Annotated in this window: 11 protein-coding genes and 3 pseudogenes; 6 read left to right on the top strand and 8 right to left on the bottom strand. The window is 71.6% G+C overall.

Features of this window, described 5'->3' with window-relative positions:
- Positions 1 to 7: 7 nt before the first annotated feature.
- Positions 8 to 3,472: a LamG-like jellyroll fold domain-containing protein gene (locus ACNAW0_RS10955; protein ID WP_416287648.1), complete on the bottom strand. Its 3,465-nt coding sequence runs from the start codon at positions 3,470 to 3,472 to the stop codon at positions 8 to 10.
- Between the two features lie 237 nt (positions 3,473 to 3,709).
- Here ACNAW0_RS10955 and ACNAW0_RS10950 point away from each other — a divergent pair, with 237 nt between their 5' ends.
- The 4 genes and pseudogenes from ACNAW0_RS10950 to ACNAW0_RS10935 form a co-directional block, all read left to right on the top strand.
- Positions 3,710 to 4,051, top strand: coding sequence for a VOC family protein (locus tag ACNAW0_RS10950; protein WP_416287647.1), 342 nt, complete (start codon positions 3,710 to 3,712; stop codon positions 4,049 to 4,051).
- A gap of 53 nt (positions 4,052 to 4,104) precedes the next feature.
- Positions 4,105 to 4,488, top strand: a pseudogene (gene tnpA / locus ACNAW0_RS10945) (IS200/IS605 family transposase); the annotation flags it as partial.
- 265 nt (positions 4,489 to 4,753) lie between these two features.
- Positions 4,754 to 5,761 (top strand): RNA-guided endonuclease InsQ/TnpB family protein, encoded by a 1,008-nt coding sequence (locus ACNAW0_RS10940; RefSeq protein ID WP_416287736.1) that lies wholly within the window; start codon positions 4,754 to 4,756, stop codon positions 5,759 to 5,761.
- A 43-nt stretch (positions 5,762 to 5,804) separates the two neighbouring features.
- Positions 5,805 to 5,870, top strand: a pseudogene (locus ACNAW0_RS10935) (VOC family protein); the annotation flags it as partial.
- A 110-nt stretch (positions 5,871 to 5,980) separates the two neighbouring features.
- Here the strand turns inward: ACNAW0_RS10935 and ACNAW0_RS10930 are convergent.
- The 6 genes and pseudogenes from ACNAW0_RS10930 to ACNAW0_RS10905 form a co-directional block, all read right to left on the bottom strand.
- A pseudogene (locus ACNAW0_RS10930) lies at positions 5,981 to 6,115 on the bottom strand (hypothetical protein); the annotation flags it as partial.
- 56 nt (positions 6,116 to 6,171) lie between these two features.
- Positions 6,172 to 6,519 (bottom strand): MmcQ/YjbR family DNA-binding protein, encoded by a 348-nt coding sequence (locus ACNAW0_RS10925; RefSeq protein ID WP_416287646.1) that lies wholly within the window; start codon positions 6,517 to 6,519, stop codon positions 6,172 to 6,174.
- A gap of 303 nt (positions 6,520 to 6,822) precedes the next feature.
- Positions 6,823 to 7,839, bottom strand: a complete 1,017-nt coding sequence (locus ACNAW0_RS10920) for a hypothetical protein (protein WP_416287645.1) — start codon at positions 7,837 to 7,839, stop codon at positions 6,823 to 6,825.
- A gap of 151 nt (positions 7,840 to 7,990) precedes the next feature.
- Positions 7,991 to 8,293 (bottom strand): helix-turn-helix domain-containing protein, encoded by a 303-nt coding sequence (locus ACNAW0_RS10915; RefSeq protein WP_416287644.1) that lies wholly within the window; start codon positions 8,291 to 8,293, stop codon positions 7,991 to 7,993.
- 62 nt (positions 8,294 to 8,355) lie between these two features.
- Positions 8,356 to 9,555 (bottom strand): phosphotransferase family protein, encoded by a 1,200-nt coding sequence (locus ACNAW0_RS10910; protein ID WP_416287643.1) that lies wholly within the window; start codon positions 9,553 to 9,555, stop codon positions 8,356 to 8,358.
- Positions 9,556 to 9,693: 138 nt separating this feature from the next.
- Complete coding sequence (locus ACNAW0_RS10905; RefSeq protein ID WP_416287642.1) at positions 9,694 to 10,995, bottom strand: hypothetical protein; 1,302 nt, start codon at positions 10,993 to 10,995, stop codon at positions 9,694 to 9,696.
- Positions 10,996 to 11,169: 174 nt separating this feature from the next.
- On the opposite strand from ACNAW0_RS10905, the gene ACNAW0_RS10900 reads away from it, so the two are divergent.
- Positions 11,170 to 11,598 (top strand): VOC family protein, encoded by a 429-nt coding sequence (locus tag ACNAW0_RS10900; protein ID WP_416287641.1) that lies wholly within the window; start codon positions 11,170 to 11,172, stop codon positions 11,596 to 11,598.
- Positions 11,599 to 11,602: 4 nt separating this feature from the next.
- Here ACNAW0_RS10900 and ACNAW0_RS10895 read toward each other — a convergent pair whose 3' ends face one another.
- A complete protein-coding gene (locus ACNAW0_RS10895; RefSeq protein ID WP_416287640.1) occupies positions 11,603 to 12,757 on the bottom strand; it encodes a hypothetical protein in 1,155 nt (384 codons plus the stop codon).
- 180 nt (positions 12,758 to 12,937) lie between these two features.
- On the opposite strand from ACNAW0_RS10895, the gene ACNAW0_RS10890 reads away from it, so the two are divergent.
- A complete protein-coding gene (locus ACNAW0_RS10890) occupies positions 12,938 to 14,479 on the top strand; it encodes a gluconokinase (protein WP_416287639.1) in 1,542 nt (513 codons plus the stop codon).
- Positions 14,480 to 14,830: the final 351 nt, after the last annotated feature.

Below are 14,830 nucleotides of genomic sequence, written 5' to 3'. Positions count from 1 at the left end.
TTGCCAGCTAGGCCGCCGCCCACTCCGCGATCGTGGCGTCGTCGACCACGCCCTGATAAACCCGCACGTCATCCACGTCGCCGGGCCAGAAACCGGTGAGCGAAGCACCCGACCGCGCCCGACCGATCTGCAGGGCGGCCGGGGCGTGCCACGGTGTGCCGTGGCTGCCCACGCCGGACAGTTCACCGTCGACGTAGACGCGGAGCTGACCGGTGTCGGCGTCGTACACACCCGTGAGGTGGGTCCAGGTGTCCGGCGCCGGGGTGTGGAACGCGACCGCCTCGTCGTAGCCGGCGGTGCTGGTGTCGCTGCTGGCCAGCCCGAACGACCACTTGTTGTCCGACGGCCGGAACTGGAGCACGAACCCGCTCGCGGCGGTGCCGTCCTGGCTGACCGCGGTGAGCCGGGTGGTGCTCGGGTAGCCGGAGCGCACCTGCACCCAGGCGCCGACGGTGAAGCTGCGGTCGGTACGCAGCACCGGCCCGTTCGCCGACGCGTACCCGGTGGCGCCGTCGGTGCGCAGCGCCCCGCCGGCCCGGCCGGCGGTCCAGCTGGCCCCGCCGGTCAGCGTGCCGGTACGCCCGGCGCCGGACGAGTCCGCGGCGACCGTGCCGACGCTCTCGTCCAGCTTCCAGTGCCCCACCAGCGCCGGCGGCACCTCGGCGAACTCCCGGATCGTGGCGTCCGACAGCACGCCCTGGTAGACCCGCACGTCGTCGATGTCGCCGGCGACCCAGTCGACGGAGGCACCGTGGTACTTGGCGCGGCCGATCGACAGCGGGCCCGTGGCGTTCCACGCGCCGGTGAACGCGACGCTGCTGTTCAGCACCCCGTCGACGTAGAGGCGCAACTGGCCGGCCGACTTGTCGTACACGCCGGTGAGCTGCGTCCAGACGTTGAGCTTGGGTGGGGCGGTGGAGTTCGCCGAGGTGTGGGTGCCGGTGGTGGAGCTGTCCGCGGACACCATCGACATCGTCCAGGTGTTGCTCGACGACCAGTTGCCGAGGCGGAACGAGCTGTTGGCGGTCCCGTCCTGGCCGACCGCGGTGACGTTGCGGGACAGGTCGGTCGGCCGCACCCACGCCGACACGGTGAAGCTCAGGTCGGTACGCAGCACCGCCGTCGAGGTCGCGGCCTGACCGCTGGTCCCGTCCAGCCGTACCGATCCGGTGCCGACCCGGCCCGACACGCGCGTGGCACCGCCGGCGAGGGTGGCGGGGTGACCACCGTCGGAGCTGTCCGCGACCGTGCTGCCGCTGGCCTCGTCGAGCGCCCAGGCACCGACCGGCATCGTCACCGGCCGGACGTAGAACTGGTAGCCGTAGACCAGACCCTTGTTGCCGGCGGCGTCGACCGACCGCACGTAGAGGGTGTTGAGCAGGTCGGTCGTGGGGGTGACGCTGACCGTGGCCGAGCCACCCTTGGTGGCCGCGTTGACCCGGGTCGCCGGAGGCTGGGTGTTCAGGCTCCACTCGAAGGCGACGACGTCCGCGTCGGCCGCGGCCGCGGTGAAGGTGAACGATCCGGGCAGGCCGGGCGAGCCGCCGAAGACCGGGTCGCTACCGGGCAGGGTTTCCGGGTACCTCGAAGAGGTGACCGTCGGGGCCGCGGTGGGCGGGCTGAGGTCGACGGCGAACTCGCAGTAGCCCGTCCACGGGCCGAGGTTGCCCGCCGTCCCGGTGTCCTCACCGCGTACCCGCCACTTGTACAGGCCGCCGTTGGTCAAGGACCCCTTCGCGTACGAGTGGACCGCCCCGGAGGCCACCTTCGGCGTCGCGTACTCGCCGAGCAGCGTGACACCGTCCTGCGTGTACAGCTGGAAGCGGGCCCCCACACTCTGCGGGTCCTTGTCGGTGATCTTCGCGCGCATGGTCGCCGTCGTGGTGCCGATCACCGGCCGGTTCGCCCCCGTGGCGCAGGGCAGCCCGGGGTCGACCGACAACGAGGTCGGCACGTCCGGCGGGGTGTTGTACTCGATCTCCAGCGTCGGGTTGTTCTGGAACTTCTTCCACGCGTACGTGTCGGTCTCGCTGGTGGCCCGCAGGCCGAGGGTGGCGTCATTCCAGCCGCCGGCGGCAGCTTGGACCACGATGGACGTGACGGGGAAGTCCACCCCGCCGGCCGGGCAGGAACTGCCGTACCCCTTGGCCACGTTCAGCGTGGCAATCTTGGTGTTCCAGCCCGGCTGAGTGTTCCAGGTGGTGCCGGTGCCGATCGCGCCGGTCCACCACACCTCCACCTGCCGCGCACCGCACGACCACGCGTGCGTCTCGTACGTGCGGAAGGTGGCGCTGATGATCGTCTTGCCCTTCACCGAGTGGGTGTCCATCCGGAAGAAGGACCGGTTGGTCATGCCGGTCTGGTTCTCGTGCCCGACCCGGGCGATGTCCGAGCTGTTGAAGTAGGAGCTGTTCGGGTAGGCCTTCCACACCGACGTCCACGCCAGTTTTCCGCCCGCCCACTTGATGTTCGGGTCGAGGTAGACGGGGAACCTGGTGTCCGGCGCGGCCAGCATCGCCAGGTCCGGCTCGACGGTCAACGCCTGCTGGGTACCGCGCAGTCGCATGGCACGGTGCTTGCCGTTGTGCCCCGGCCCGGTGACGCGCTCCCGCGCGGCGAGCCGTGCGCCAACGGCCCCGCCACCGGTCACGTCGCCGGCCACGTCGGCGGTCTCGTCGGCGGTCTCGTCGGCGGTCTCGTCGGCGGTCTCGTCGGCGGTCTCGTCGGCGGTCTCGTCGCCGGAGGAGTCCCACATCAGCGGCGTGCCGCCGTGGAACACCACGCTGCCGTCGGGCGCGACGAGCTGCAGGTTGCCTGCGGCGTCGACCTGCGTATCCACGCCGTGCCCGCGGGTGGTGTAGCGCAGCGTACGCAGCTCGGGATTACGGGCCGCCTCGGCGGACTTGACCACCAGCACCTGGGAGAAGCCGTCCACATCGGCGCGTACCACCAGATCCACCCCGGGCAGCACCTCCGGATAGGTGGCGGTGTCGCCGTCGAGCGTCGGGCTGGGCAACGGCCACGCCCAGCCGATCTCCAGGCCACGGCCCTCGGCGAGCATGCGGACCAGGGGCCCGGTGCCGCCGCCGGAGAACTCCAGGTGCACCTCGGCGGCCGCCGGGGCGACCAGGCCGTCGGCGCGCCGCCGCAGCGTGCTGTCGACCGGGACCCAGGTGTCGCCGTGGCGTACCCGTTGCGGGCGTGCGCTCTGCGTCAGCGTGAACGTGCCGCTCGGGTTGGCGAAGACCTGCTGCGTCTCCGTACGCAGGCCGGTCACCTCGATGCGCCGCCCGCTCGCCCGCGCCAGTGCGGACGCCGACTGCTCCGTCGGCTGCTCGGAGACGGTTGACTGCGGCCCCGGTGGGGCGGCGGTCGCGGTGGCGGTCCGGGCGACGGCCCCCACCGGGGCAGGGCTGAACGCCAGGGCTGCGGCGGTCGCCAGCGCGAGAAGGGCGTTGGGTACGGAACGCATACGGGCCTCCTCCGGGGCTACGCCCGGGACGACACGACGGAGAAATTTTTAGGGAGAAGCTATTCCTACATCGAGCCATTTGCAAGCATCTCTTTGTGTAGCGGCCGGCATGTGTTGACGCAGGCGGCACCCGGACGACCCCTGCGGGCATCTGGGCTGCTCAGGACGACGCCCGGAAACTGTCACAGGCGGCCCTTAGCCTGGCCCGGTCATCAGCGACCGTAGGGAGACGACGACGTGCTCGACCACTTCTCCGTCATGGTGCGCGACCTGCCGACCAGCGCCGCCTTCTACGACAGGGCGCTCGCCCCGCTCGGCGGCCGCCGGATCATGGAGCCCGGCCCGATCGCCTACGGCGTCGACAGCCCCGACTTCTGGCTGGTGCCAGGGCCCGCCGAGGCCGCACCGCTGGAGGCGCACATCGCCTTCACCGCCCCCGACCGGGCCGCGGTGCAGGCGTTCTACGACGCCGCGGTCACGGCCGGCGCGGAGGTGCTGCACGCGCCCCGGGTCTGGCCGGAATACCACCCGACCTACGGATTTGAGGCGAGAGGGCTGCCGTCTTCAGGCGGCAGGTGAATCGTTGCCCTACCACCGCGCTGTTAGCTATACGCCGTGTGTATACTCCGAACGTGGTTGAGTACCAGACAGACCGCGGGGCGGCATACAGCCTCGGATACCACGTGGTGTGGTGCCCGAAGTACCGTCGTCCGGTGCTCGTCGGTCCGGTCGCCGAACGCTTGCGGGAGCTGATCGGGCAGAAATGCGACGAGCATGGCTGGTCGATCGGGGCGTTGGAAGTCATGCCCGACCAGGTCCACCTGTTCGTCCGGGCAGACCCGGCTGCCTCTCCGTCGTATGTCGCGAATCAATTCAAGGGTTTCACCTCGCGGGTGTTGCGTGAGGAGTTTCCGCATCTGCGCCGCCGGTTGCCGACGTTGTGGTCGCGGTCGTATTTCGTGTCGTCGGTCGGCAGCGTGTCCGCCGCGGCTATTGAGAAGTACATCGAGACCCAGTGGGAGCGGCCGTGGAGGAAGGGGGCGGGTCGTGAAGGTCAACCGCGGGCAGGTGCGTCGTCTCGTCCTCACCTCGGAGCAGGCCGCCGCTCTTGATGTTCAGGGGCATGCTGCCCGCGCGTTGTGGAACCTGCTGCATGCGTGGTGGACGTGGGGTGGCAAGGGTCGACGGCCGAGTCTCCAGCAGGCTGACGATGCGATCCGTCAGGCCCGTAAAGACATCCCTTGGCTCGCGGATCTTCCCGCGCAGGCTGCGTAGCAGGTTCTGAAGGCGTACGTGCGTGCGTGGAAGAACTGCTGGGAAGGCCGCGCCTGTGCGCCGGAGTTCAAAGGTCGTCTGCGTTCGCGCATGTCCGTGGATGTGCCGCAGGGCCGTGACCTGGCGGTTACCCGCCTGTCTCGCCACGTTGGGCAGGTGCGTATTCCGAAGGTTGGTGTGGTGCGGTTGCGCTGGTCCGGTCCGATCCCCGGCGTTGGCCGTGAGTCGGGGCGCGTTACCGGCGCTCGCCTGGTCAAGGATGTGCTGGGCTGGCACATCGTGTTCCGCACCGAAGTGGAGGTCGGGACGCCGGCGCAGCATCCTGGCCCTGCGGTCGGGATCGACCGGGGTGTCAATGTTGCCCTGGCCCTGTCCGACGGCAACGACCAGCACCACGGCCCGTGGCTGCGGCCGAAAGAGGCTGAACGGCTGCTGCGGCTGGAACGTAAGGCGGCCCGGCAGAGGCGGGCACGTCAACCGTTCGAGCGCACGTCGAACCGTCTGCACCGCACCTATGACCAGATCGCCGGGTTGCGCGCGAGAGCCAAGCGCCGCCGCCACGACTGGCAGCACCAGGCCACCACGAAACTCGCCAGCACCTACGGCACTGTGGTGGTGGAACGCCTACGGATCACGAACATGACCCGCTCAGCGAAAGGCACCACCAAACAGCCAGGCCGTAACGTGCGGCCCAAAGCCGGCCTCAACCGAGCCATGCTAGACGAGGCGCACGCCCGCACGGTCGAACTGCTGGAGTACAAGCTGACCGAGCGCGGCGGGCAACTGTTGCCGGTACCGGCCGCGTACACGTCGCAGACGTGCTCGACCTGCGGGCACCGCGACCCAGCATCCCGCGCCGGCATCCGCTTCGCGTGCACCTCATGCGGTTGGACCGGCCACGCCGACACCAACGCGGCAGTGAACATTCTCAACGCGGCCGGACTTGGCCGTGTACGGACGTGGAGCCCCGCACCTGAGGGCCGTGAAGCGTCAACCACCCGGCGGGCCACATGAACGCCGCCAGGAATCTGCCCTCTTCAGGGGCAGAGGATGTCAATTCGGCGCGTTCGTCCGGGACCCGGACGGCAACAACGTCGAGGCCGTCTGCCACCGCCCCGAGTAGTCGACCCTGGGCAGGGGGCGGTCAGCGCAGCGGATCGTGGGTGCCGCGCGGCACGTAGGGCTTACCCGGCGCACCCGATCGGCGGCCAACCGCCCGCCCAGCGCGAGGCCGTCCCTCTCCACCGCCGCGAGGCCGTACGCACTGCACGTGGGCGTGCAGCGGCACTGGCCGGGCCAGCGGTGCGACAGCCAGCGCCCGGTAGCCGAGAATAACAGCCCGGCCAGCCCTGTCCATAATGGATGCATGGGTGGCGGCGGTGCCATGATGCGGCACCCGCGCCACCACGGTCCCACGTCATACGTCACCCAGCGTCGTATGCGGCCACAACTCGCTTGGGGGCCTTGTTGCGCCAGGCATGTTCGACCAACTCCTTGACGCGGTCCTCCGCCACCTTTGTGAGGTCAACCCGAAGGCCGACGAAGCTCCTCCTACCGGCCGTCCGCCAGACCTCTTCGTAGGTGGTGGGGTCGTCGGCGACCGCAGTCGCCGCCTCCTGCTGGCTGACCGAGAACACCGCCGTCGTCGCACCCTTCTCCGCCCCGGCGAAGGGCTTGCCGCTCACCTTGAAGCTCGGCATCCGAAAGTGCGTGACCTCCTCCACCTCGGGAAACGCGGCCACGTAACGCCGAATGTCGTCGAGTGTTATCACGTCGCTCCTCGTTGGTCGGCTCATTCGGGCCGGGCGACGACATGATTCACCAGCGCCTGCATCCGTGTCCGGTCCGCCCGCGTCGCGGACACTTGAGCAAGGCCGGTCGCGCCGGGAGCCCCGAAGAAGCGGTGCATTATCTGGGCGGCTGTGCGGCCGGTGGTGCTGGTTGGCTAGGTTTCCGCCGCAAGCCCTGCAGCGCCGACAGGTCGGCGAGTGTCCGGAAGCCGGCATCAGCCGCGCGGCTGGTGGAGGTCAGCGTCAGGACGGCGGACGGCGTGGCATCAGATGGCAGGGGTCGAGTCATGCCGCTCGGCTCTCACGCGCTCGCTGGCGGTGCTCACGCAGCGTTCGTCGCAGGTGTCGAACCGCCTCATCGGTGTCCGGGCCTGGGGCGCGTGCCACGTCCCACAGGATCTGCAACGGGTCTGCCAGCGGCGCGCTCCCCGGCGCCCCCTCCGCCGTCGGGCGCGGCCAGACTCCGGGGTCCTTGGGCACAATCAGCTCCACCGTCGCGTCTTCTTCGTCGGCGGGTGTGAGGCCAACGCGGGTCAGGTCCTCGCCGGTTTGGGCGTAGACGACTGCTCGGCGCGGGGCTCGCCACGGGGCGACGTGATCGGCTGCTACGTCGCCGGAGATCGCGTTGCGCCCAGCGTCGCCGCTCGCCAGCAGACCGATGACCGCTTCCGACTGGTGCACCGGCGACTCCAGGCCGTACCAGAGGGTCCTCAGGCCGCCCGGTCCCGGGTACGACCTCAGCCACCAGTCGAAAACCGCCTCGATGTCGGTGACATCCCAGCCTGCCGGCGTCCGGTGCGCGAGGCCTTGTTCGGTCAGTGTGGCAAGGGCCTGTGACACGCGAGGCTGGGAGACGCCGATGACCGCCGCCAACTGCTGCTGCCCGGCCCAAGGTCGCTCGGCCAACCGTCGCACAACGGTGAAGGTGCCCCACGGCACGCGGCCCGGCCGGGTCCGCGAGGACCGGGTATCGGCCTGCCTCGTGTCGATGGACACCTTCTGGCCTGCCAGCTGAACGAGACCCGTGACCTGCCGCCTGTTGTCGACCAACCAGGACCAGCCAGTGGCATCGACTGCGGATCGGACAGCGGGGGTGGCTGAGGGTACGACGAGCAACACCTGCCCCCGATGTCGATTCTTCAGCTCAGCGATGTCGCTGGGATTCAAAACCGTTGGCGAGGCCACCACTCTCAGGACCCCGCGCCCAGCGCTACTCCGCAACTCGACATGCTCGGCATCGAGCGGCACGACCAGGACTCCGGCATCAACCAGAGCCCTCCATGCCGCCGCCGATATAAGCATTTGACGACCTCCTCAGATAATACTTATACCACCGGCTCTGGGCCTGGGGCGGGGATCTTCGGAGATCTCAGCTAAGTGATTTCCCTCAGACCCAACGGGCGTTCGCCTGGGCGTTCAGGGCCGGTTGCCCCGAGCGAGGCCCGGTGGGTTGTCAGGCCGCGTCGGCGGCCGGCGAGAAACGAACGTCGAGCCGCATGTGCAGCGCGCGGGCCAACCGTTCGAGGACGACCAACGTGGGTACGGTGCCGCCGGCCTCGAAGCGCGCCACCGCGGGCTGGGTCATGCCGGCCGCTCGCGCCAGTTGCGTCTGGCTCCAGCCATTCCGCTCCCGCAACTCACGTACGGTCTGCCCGAGCTCGAACGCGATCCGCGCGGCCTCGTATGCCTCATCTGCCCCCGGCTCGGCCATCCGGCGCTCGCGCAGGTCCCGCCAGTCAACTCCACCTCGTGCCATAGCAGCCATGCTATGACTTCGACAGGCTTCTCCATATGCGGGTCCGGCGGGGCTGACCGGTCTCACCCGTCGGCGGGCACCGGGCTCGCCTGCTTCGCTTCGGCGGCGGCCCGGCCGAGGCAGGCCGGCACGTCGGCCGCGTGGTACGGGTGCTCGCTCGGTTCGATGCCGGCGAGGAACATCGCGTACACGGCGGCCATCCGCAGCGGCGCGACCGGGCGCAGCAGGTCGACGGCGCGTTCCGGATCGCTGCCGGGCACGTCCGCCCGCCAGCGGGCGGCCCAGGCGTCGAGCAGCGGCGCGGCGGCGGCCGGTTCGAGGGTCTCGGTGAGCCGCAGGATGTCGAAGGCGGGGTGCCCGACGAACGCGTCGCCCCAGTCGATGACCACCCGCCGCGCACCATCGCCACGGACGTTGCCGGGGTGCAGGTCGCCGTGGACGAGGGTGTCGGGCAGGCCGCAGGCGCGTACCTGGTCGAGCCGGTCGTCGAGGCCGGCGAGCAGGTCGGCGACGACGGAGAGATCGTGCGGGGCGAGCCGGTCGCGGATCCACGCCGCAAGGCGCGGGCCGCGCAGATCGGGTACGCCGGCGGCGACCAGCCCGTCGGCGTGGTCGACGGCGCGCACCTGGACGGTGTGGTGGTCGGCGGCGATGGCGGCGCGTTCGATGTCGTCGGCGGCGTAGCGGTCCTCGCCGGGCACATGGTCGAGCAGGACCCGGCCGGTGTCGTCGGCGGCGAGCAGGACCGGCCCGGTGCCGGGCGCGACGGTGGCGAGCCAGCGCAACACGGCGGCCTCGTGCCGGAAGAATCCGGGTACCTGCTTGAGCCAGGCGCTGCCGTGCGGGCCGTCGAGCCGCCAGATCGCCGACAGGTTCCAGGTGCGGCGCTGGGCGACGCCGGCCACCGGCCGGCCGAGGCAGTGCAGCTCGCCGGTCGCCCAGGCGAGGCTGCGGGCCGGGCCGCCGGGCCGCGCCCAGGGGGCGCGCAGCGGGTGCGGTGCCAGGTCCACCGGCACCGGTGCGAGGGGTACGGCCGGGGGTGTGGTGACCTGGCCGAGGTAGGTGAGGTGGCCGCCGGGCGGTGCGGGCCGGTCGGCGGCGAGCAGCCGCAGCACGGCCACGTCGACGTCGTGGCGGTGCCGGGCCTCGTCGACGATCGCGCCGACCTGCTGCCACCACGGTTCCGGCACCTCGAACGCGGGCAGGGCGCCGAGTGGCGCGCCGGTGTCATCGACCAGGACGAGGGTGATCGTGCGGGACACGGCGCGAGGGTAACGCCGCTGCTCGCCGTACGGCGAGCGGTTATCGACAGCTTGCCGGCCTGGCCAGGTTCGGCGCCGCGCTGGTCTTCGCCGGTCTGTTTCCGCTCGGGAGGCCCGTCGCGGGCGCTGAGGGCGGAGTCAAACGTTGACCGGGCGACGGGTGCCCTCGTGTTCCGCGCACGGCCCTCGCTTCATCCCGGTCCTGCTGATAAGACCGTCCTCGCACTGCACCAGGTACCCGTTGCCGTCCCAGAGGTTCTCAACGCAGGCGAACCAGGAACACACGTCTGGAGCGGGGTCGTAGACGTATGAGGAGCCGCCGCAGTAGTTGTAGCCGTACGGGTTGGCCGGCGCGCCGCAGCGATCCGGTTCCGTCGGGCTCGGCGCGGCGGACGGCGTCGGCGAGGAAGTGACTGTCCCGGTGGGCTGCGGTGAGGGCTGGACCGGCAAACTGTCGGCGGTGGGGGTCGGAGTCGTGGAGGTGGCCGGGGATGTGGCGGTAACGGGTGCCGCACCCGGGAGCCGATCGGACGTCTTGCCGGTGGTGCTCGGAGCGGTGGAGCTAACCGGTGCGCCGAGACCCGTGGACGGGGACGGGAAACCTGTGTCGGTCGGATCCGCCACCCCGGCACCCCGGTCCATCTCCATCCCGACCACCGGCCGGTCCGGCACGGATCCGTGGACCACGCTCACGACCGCCGCGACGGCCAGCGCCACCGCGACGGCGGCGACCAGCGCCGGCCGGAAGAGCCGGGCGATCACCGGGGCATCGGCGGGCGTGGCCGGCGCCGGGACCGGTGGTCGGTCGTGCCAGTGCGCCAGCACCGCGTCGTCGAGCCGGTCCAGCAACACCTCCCGCGTTCCCGTCGCGTCGGCGTACGCCACGGTGAGGCGCAGCCGAAAGGCGGTCGCGGCGGCCCGGGGCACCTGCACCCCGCGAATCCTTCCCGGGCCGTTCGTGTGCAGCAGGGTGAACGGCTCCGCAGGATGGTGCGCCACTCCAGCGAGCCGGGCGTACGGCCACTCGTGCTGCTCGTCGCGTCCCACGACGATCAGCCGCCGGTCGGTCACCACCGCCGTGCCGGCGTCGACCACGCTGACGTCTCGTGGCTGCCGGCGCGGCCGCCGGGTGTCCTCGACGGGCACGACCGTCAGCTCCGCGGTGGGCAGACCCACGGTGTGCCGCGCCGTCGCCTCGACGAGTTCCGCCGCGGGCTGCACCGCCAGCACGACCTCGTCGTCGTCGAGGCACACGGGCAGCCCCGCCGTCGTCTCCGCCGACCGGACCGGCCCCTCGGCAGCGTCGTAGAGCTGGCGCAACTCCTCGTCGCGCCGGCGCCAAGTGTGCAGGGCGGTGTCGTACCCCGTGCGTCGCCGCTCGTTCTCCCCTGCGACCCACCGGGCCAGCCAGCCGCGGGCCTCACTGACCCTCGCCGTCACCGGATCGCCTCTCATCGTGAAGGGCCTCCGCGTCCTCCCGGTACAACCGCGTTGGTGTGTGAAGGACACGGCAGGCATCGACGGGTTTCGGCTGGTTTCCAGGTGTCCGATCGGTGGAGGCGACGTCGAACCAGGTGTGCCATGCGCCGGCCGGAGCGGCGGTAGGGTCCGAGCATGGAACAGCGGGTCAGTCTGATCACTTTGGGCGTCGCGGACCTGGCCCGGGCCCGCACCTTCTACGAGCGGCTGGGCTGGCGCGGCCAGGAGGTCGAGGAGACCGTCTTCTTCCGGGCCGGCGGCCTGGCGGTGGTGCTGTGGGGGCGGGACAAGCTGGCCGACGACGCCGGGCTGACCGACCGGGGCACGGACGGGTTCGGCGGGCTGAGCCTGGCGCAGAACGTGCGGAACCGCGACGAGGTCGACGACCTGCTGCGCCGGGCGGCCGAGGCGGGGGCGACCATCACCCGCCCGGCGCGGGAGACCTTCTACGGCGGGTACGCGGGCTGCTTCACCGACCCGGACGGTCACCTGTGGGAGATCGCCTGGAACCCGGGCTTCCCGCTCGGCCCGGACGGTTCACTGACCGTCCCCGACTTCGGCTGAGCCGTCAGGTCCAGAAGGTGCGGCGGAAGCCCTGGTGGCCGGCGCAGGAGTTGTGCTGCCCGCCGGTCAGGCTGACCGTCCCGTCGCGGCACTGCACCAGCCAGCCCCGGCCGGACCGGAACCCGGGGACGCAGTCGAACCAGTCGCAGACCCCCCGGGCCGGCTTGCGGATCCGCTGGCCGCCGCAGAAGTCGTACCCGAAGGGATTGACCGGGGCGCCGCAGCGCCGCTCGGCGGCCGCCTGCGACGGCGCGGCCGTCGGCGTGGCGCGGGTGCGGCGGGGCTTCGGCGAGGTGGTGACGTCGATTCGCACTGCGGGGGCGACCGGCGGCGGCGCGGGCGTGGCGGTGGACGCCGGGGCCGCGGCGGAGGCCAACTCGGAGCCGGGCCGCACCGGCGGGTTGGACTCGAAGAGCATCGCCGGCACGATCAGCGCGAGGGCCGCGCCGGCGGCGACGGTACGCCGGCCACCCGGAATCCGCGCGGAGATCCGCGCCTGCGCCGGGGTGAGGACGGCCGGCCGGGCCGGCAGGGCTGCGGCGTGTTCCTCGATCAGCTCGTCGAGCTGGGCGACGACCGCCGCCCGCTGCTCGATCGCGTCGGCGAAGGCCAGGGTCAGCTTGAACCGGAAGTCGGCCACCGCGCCGGTGGGCAGCAGCAGACCGGAGGTACGCCGCCGGTCCAGGACCTGCAGCAGCGTCACTGGCGCCCCCGGGTCGTGCGACAGTCCGGTCATCCTCCCGTACGCCCAGTCGCGCCGGCCCCGTCCGCCGAGCAGCAGCAGCCGCCGGTTGGTGAGCACGGCCAGCCCGGCGTCGACGACCCGCACCCCTTCGGGGCGGCGTGGGCGCAGCAGCGGCGGGTCGGGTTCGACGGTCAGCTCGGGGGCCGGCAGCACGGCGGTGTGCCGTGCCTCGACCAGTTGCGCGGCCGGCAGCGTCCAGAAGACCACCTCGCCGGGGGCGAGTTCCATCGGCAGGCCCGCGCCGGCCTCGGCCGAGCCGTGGAAGGACGCGGCGAGGGTACGCAGCCGCCGCAGCTCGTCGTCGCGTCGCCGCCACGCCTCGTCGGCCGCGTGGAAGGCGCGCAGCCGTCGGTCGTTCTGCCGGTGTGCCCACCGGTAGCGCCATGTGGAACCCGTCGAATCAGTCTTCGCCACGCCGACTCCTCTGCCGCCGCGAGCCCACTAGGTGTGTCATACCTGTCAACTGTGGTGAAGGGCCGGAAAGACACGCGAAAGTAACTGATCTGACCGATCGGGTGATTGACCAGCGCGTTAGAGCCGAAGCTTCAGCGGCGACTCGCGGCACCTGGCAGGGTGCGACGGGGAGGTGCACCGGTGGGCGAACCGGCCGTCGTGGTGGGTGTGGACATCGGCACCACCAGCACCAAGTCCGTCGCGTTCGACACGGACGGACGGCAGCTCGCCGCGCACTCGATCAGGTATCCCCTCGACGAACCGCACCCCGGGTACAGCGAACAGGACCCGCAGCGGATCCTCGACGCGGTGGTGAGTTCGGTCCGCGCCGTGGTCGACAAACTGGCCTGCCCGGTCGCCGGGCTGTCGTTCGGCAGCGCCATGCACAGCCTCATCGGCCTCGACGCCGACGGCATCCCACTCACCCCGTCGATCACCTGGGCCGACTCCCGCGCCAGCGTCCAGGCCGAGCGGCTGCGCGCCGTACCGTCCGGACTGGCCCTGCACCGACGCACCGGCACCCCCGTGCACCCCATGGCGCCCCTGCCGAAACTCGTCTGGTTCGCCGAACAGCGGCCGAAACTGTACGAACGGGTCGCCCACTGGGTGGGGATCAAGGACTACGTCCTGCTACGGCTGACCGATGCCCTGGTCACCGACCACTCGCTGGCCTCCGCCACCGGCCTGCTGAACATCCACCAGCTGGCCTGGGACGCCGAGGCCCTGGGCATCGCCGGGATCACCGAGGAACAACTCCCGCGGCTCGTGGCCACCACCCACGTCCTGCCCCGCCTGACCGCCGACGCGGCCCGAGCCACCGGCCTGCCCGCCGACACCCCGCTCGTGGTCGGCGCCGGCGACGGCCCGCTGGCCAACCTCGGCCTCGGCGCGGTACACCCCGGCGAGGTGGCCTGCTCCATCGGCACCAGCGGCGCGATGCGCGTGATGGTGGAACGCCCCGGCGTCGACCCGCTCGGTGGCGTCTTCTGCTACGCCCTCACCGAGAACCGCTGGGTGGTCGGCGGCGCGATCAACAACGGCGGGATCGTCCTGCAGTGGGCCGGCGAGGCGCTCGCCCCCGAACTCGGCGAACGCGCCGAGGAGCGCCTGCTCGAACTGGCCGCCCACGCGCCCGTCGGCTCCGGCGGACTGATCATGCTGCCGTACCTGCTCAGCGAACGGGCACCGCACTGGAGCGCGCTGCCCCGCGGCACGTACGTCGGGCTCGCCCGCGGCCACCGGCGCGAGCACCTGGTCCGGGCCGCGCTGGAAGGCGTCTGCCAGCAGCTCGCCCTGGTCCTCGCCTCGGTGCGGGCCGCCGGCAACGAGGTCCGCCAGGTCCGGGCCAGCGGCGGCTTCGCCCGCAGCCCGCTGTGGAAGCAGATCCTCGCCGACGTGCTCGGCATGCCGGTGTGTTTCCCCGCCAGCCACCACGGGTCCGGCTTCGGTGCCGCGCTGCTCGGCATGCAGGCCCTCGGCCTGATCGAGTCGATCGACGTCGCCGCCGACCTGGTCAAGATCGACGAAACGGTACGCCCCGACCCCGCTTCCGCCGCCACCTACGCCGCTCTGCTGCCTCTCTTCTCCGAGCTGCACGACGCGCTCCTGCCCACGTACGCGGCGCTGCGGCGGCTGGCGCCGAGCCTGCCGCCGGAACCACCACCCGTCGCCCCTGTCCCGTGAACTCATCGACGCGGCCGTGGGGCAGCCTGGTCGCGGACGTCGGTCCCCGCACCGCGTCATCCATCCGCCCGACGGTCGTGGTCGTTGCCGGTGTGCCGCCACCCCGCGTCGGCGGCATTGAGCGGCCGCCGGGCCGGCCGGGGATGCACTCGCCAGCGCCCTGTCGAGCTGACGTCGTAAACGACTCGCCGCCAGTGGCGGCGGCACCCTGCTTCCGGCTTGCGACGGCCGAGTGACATCACAGGCGACTCAGCTCGAAAGGCGCCGAACATGGGGTGCCGCACCCCAGCCGGCGCGGACGAGGCCGGCCACCACACCGCCTCGCCCGCGCGGCTCGGCGCGCTCTGCGGT

The organism is Micromonospora sp. SL1-18 (genome assembly GCF_047921505.1).
Lineage (GTDB): Bacteria > Actinomycetota > Actinomycetes > Mycobacteriales > Micromonosporaceae > Micromonospora.
Note: the sequence above shows the minus strand (reverse complement) of the source record. Positions and strands in the feature narration are given on the sequence as shown.

Bases quoted from the DNA above. Each gene is read 5' to 3' on its own strand.
- ACNAW0_RS10920 (WP_416287645.1), bottom strand. From the start codon at position 7,839: ATGCTTATATCGGCGGCGGCATGGAGGGCTCTGGTTGATGCCGGAGTC.
- ACNAW0_RS10915 (WP_416287644.1), bottom strand. From the start codon at position 8,293: ATGGCACGAGGTGGAGTTGACTGGCGGGACCTGCGCGAGCGCCGGATG.
- ACNAW0_RS10900 (WP_416287641.1), top strand. From the start codon at position 11,170: ATGGAACAGCGGGTCAGTCTGATCACTTTGGGCGTCGCGGACCTGGCC.
- ACNAW0_RS10955 (WP_416287648.1), bottom strand. From the start codon at position 3,472: ATGCGTTCCGTACCCAACGCCCTTCTCGCGCTGGCGACCGCCGCAGCC.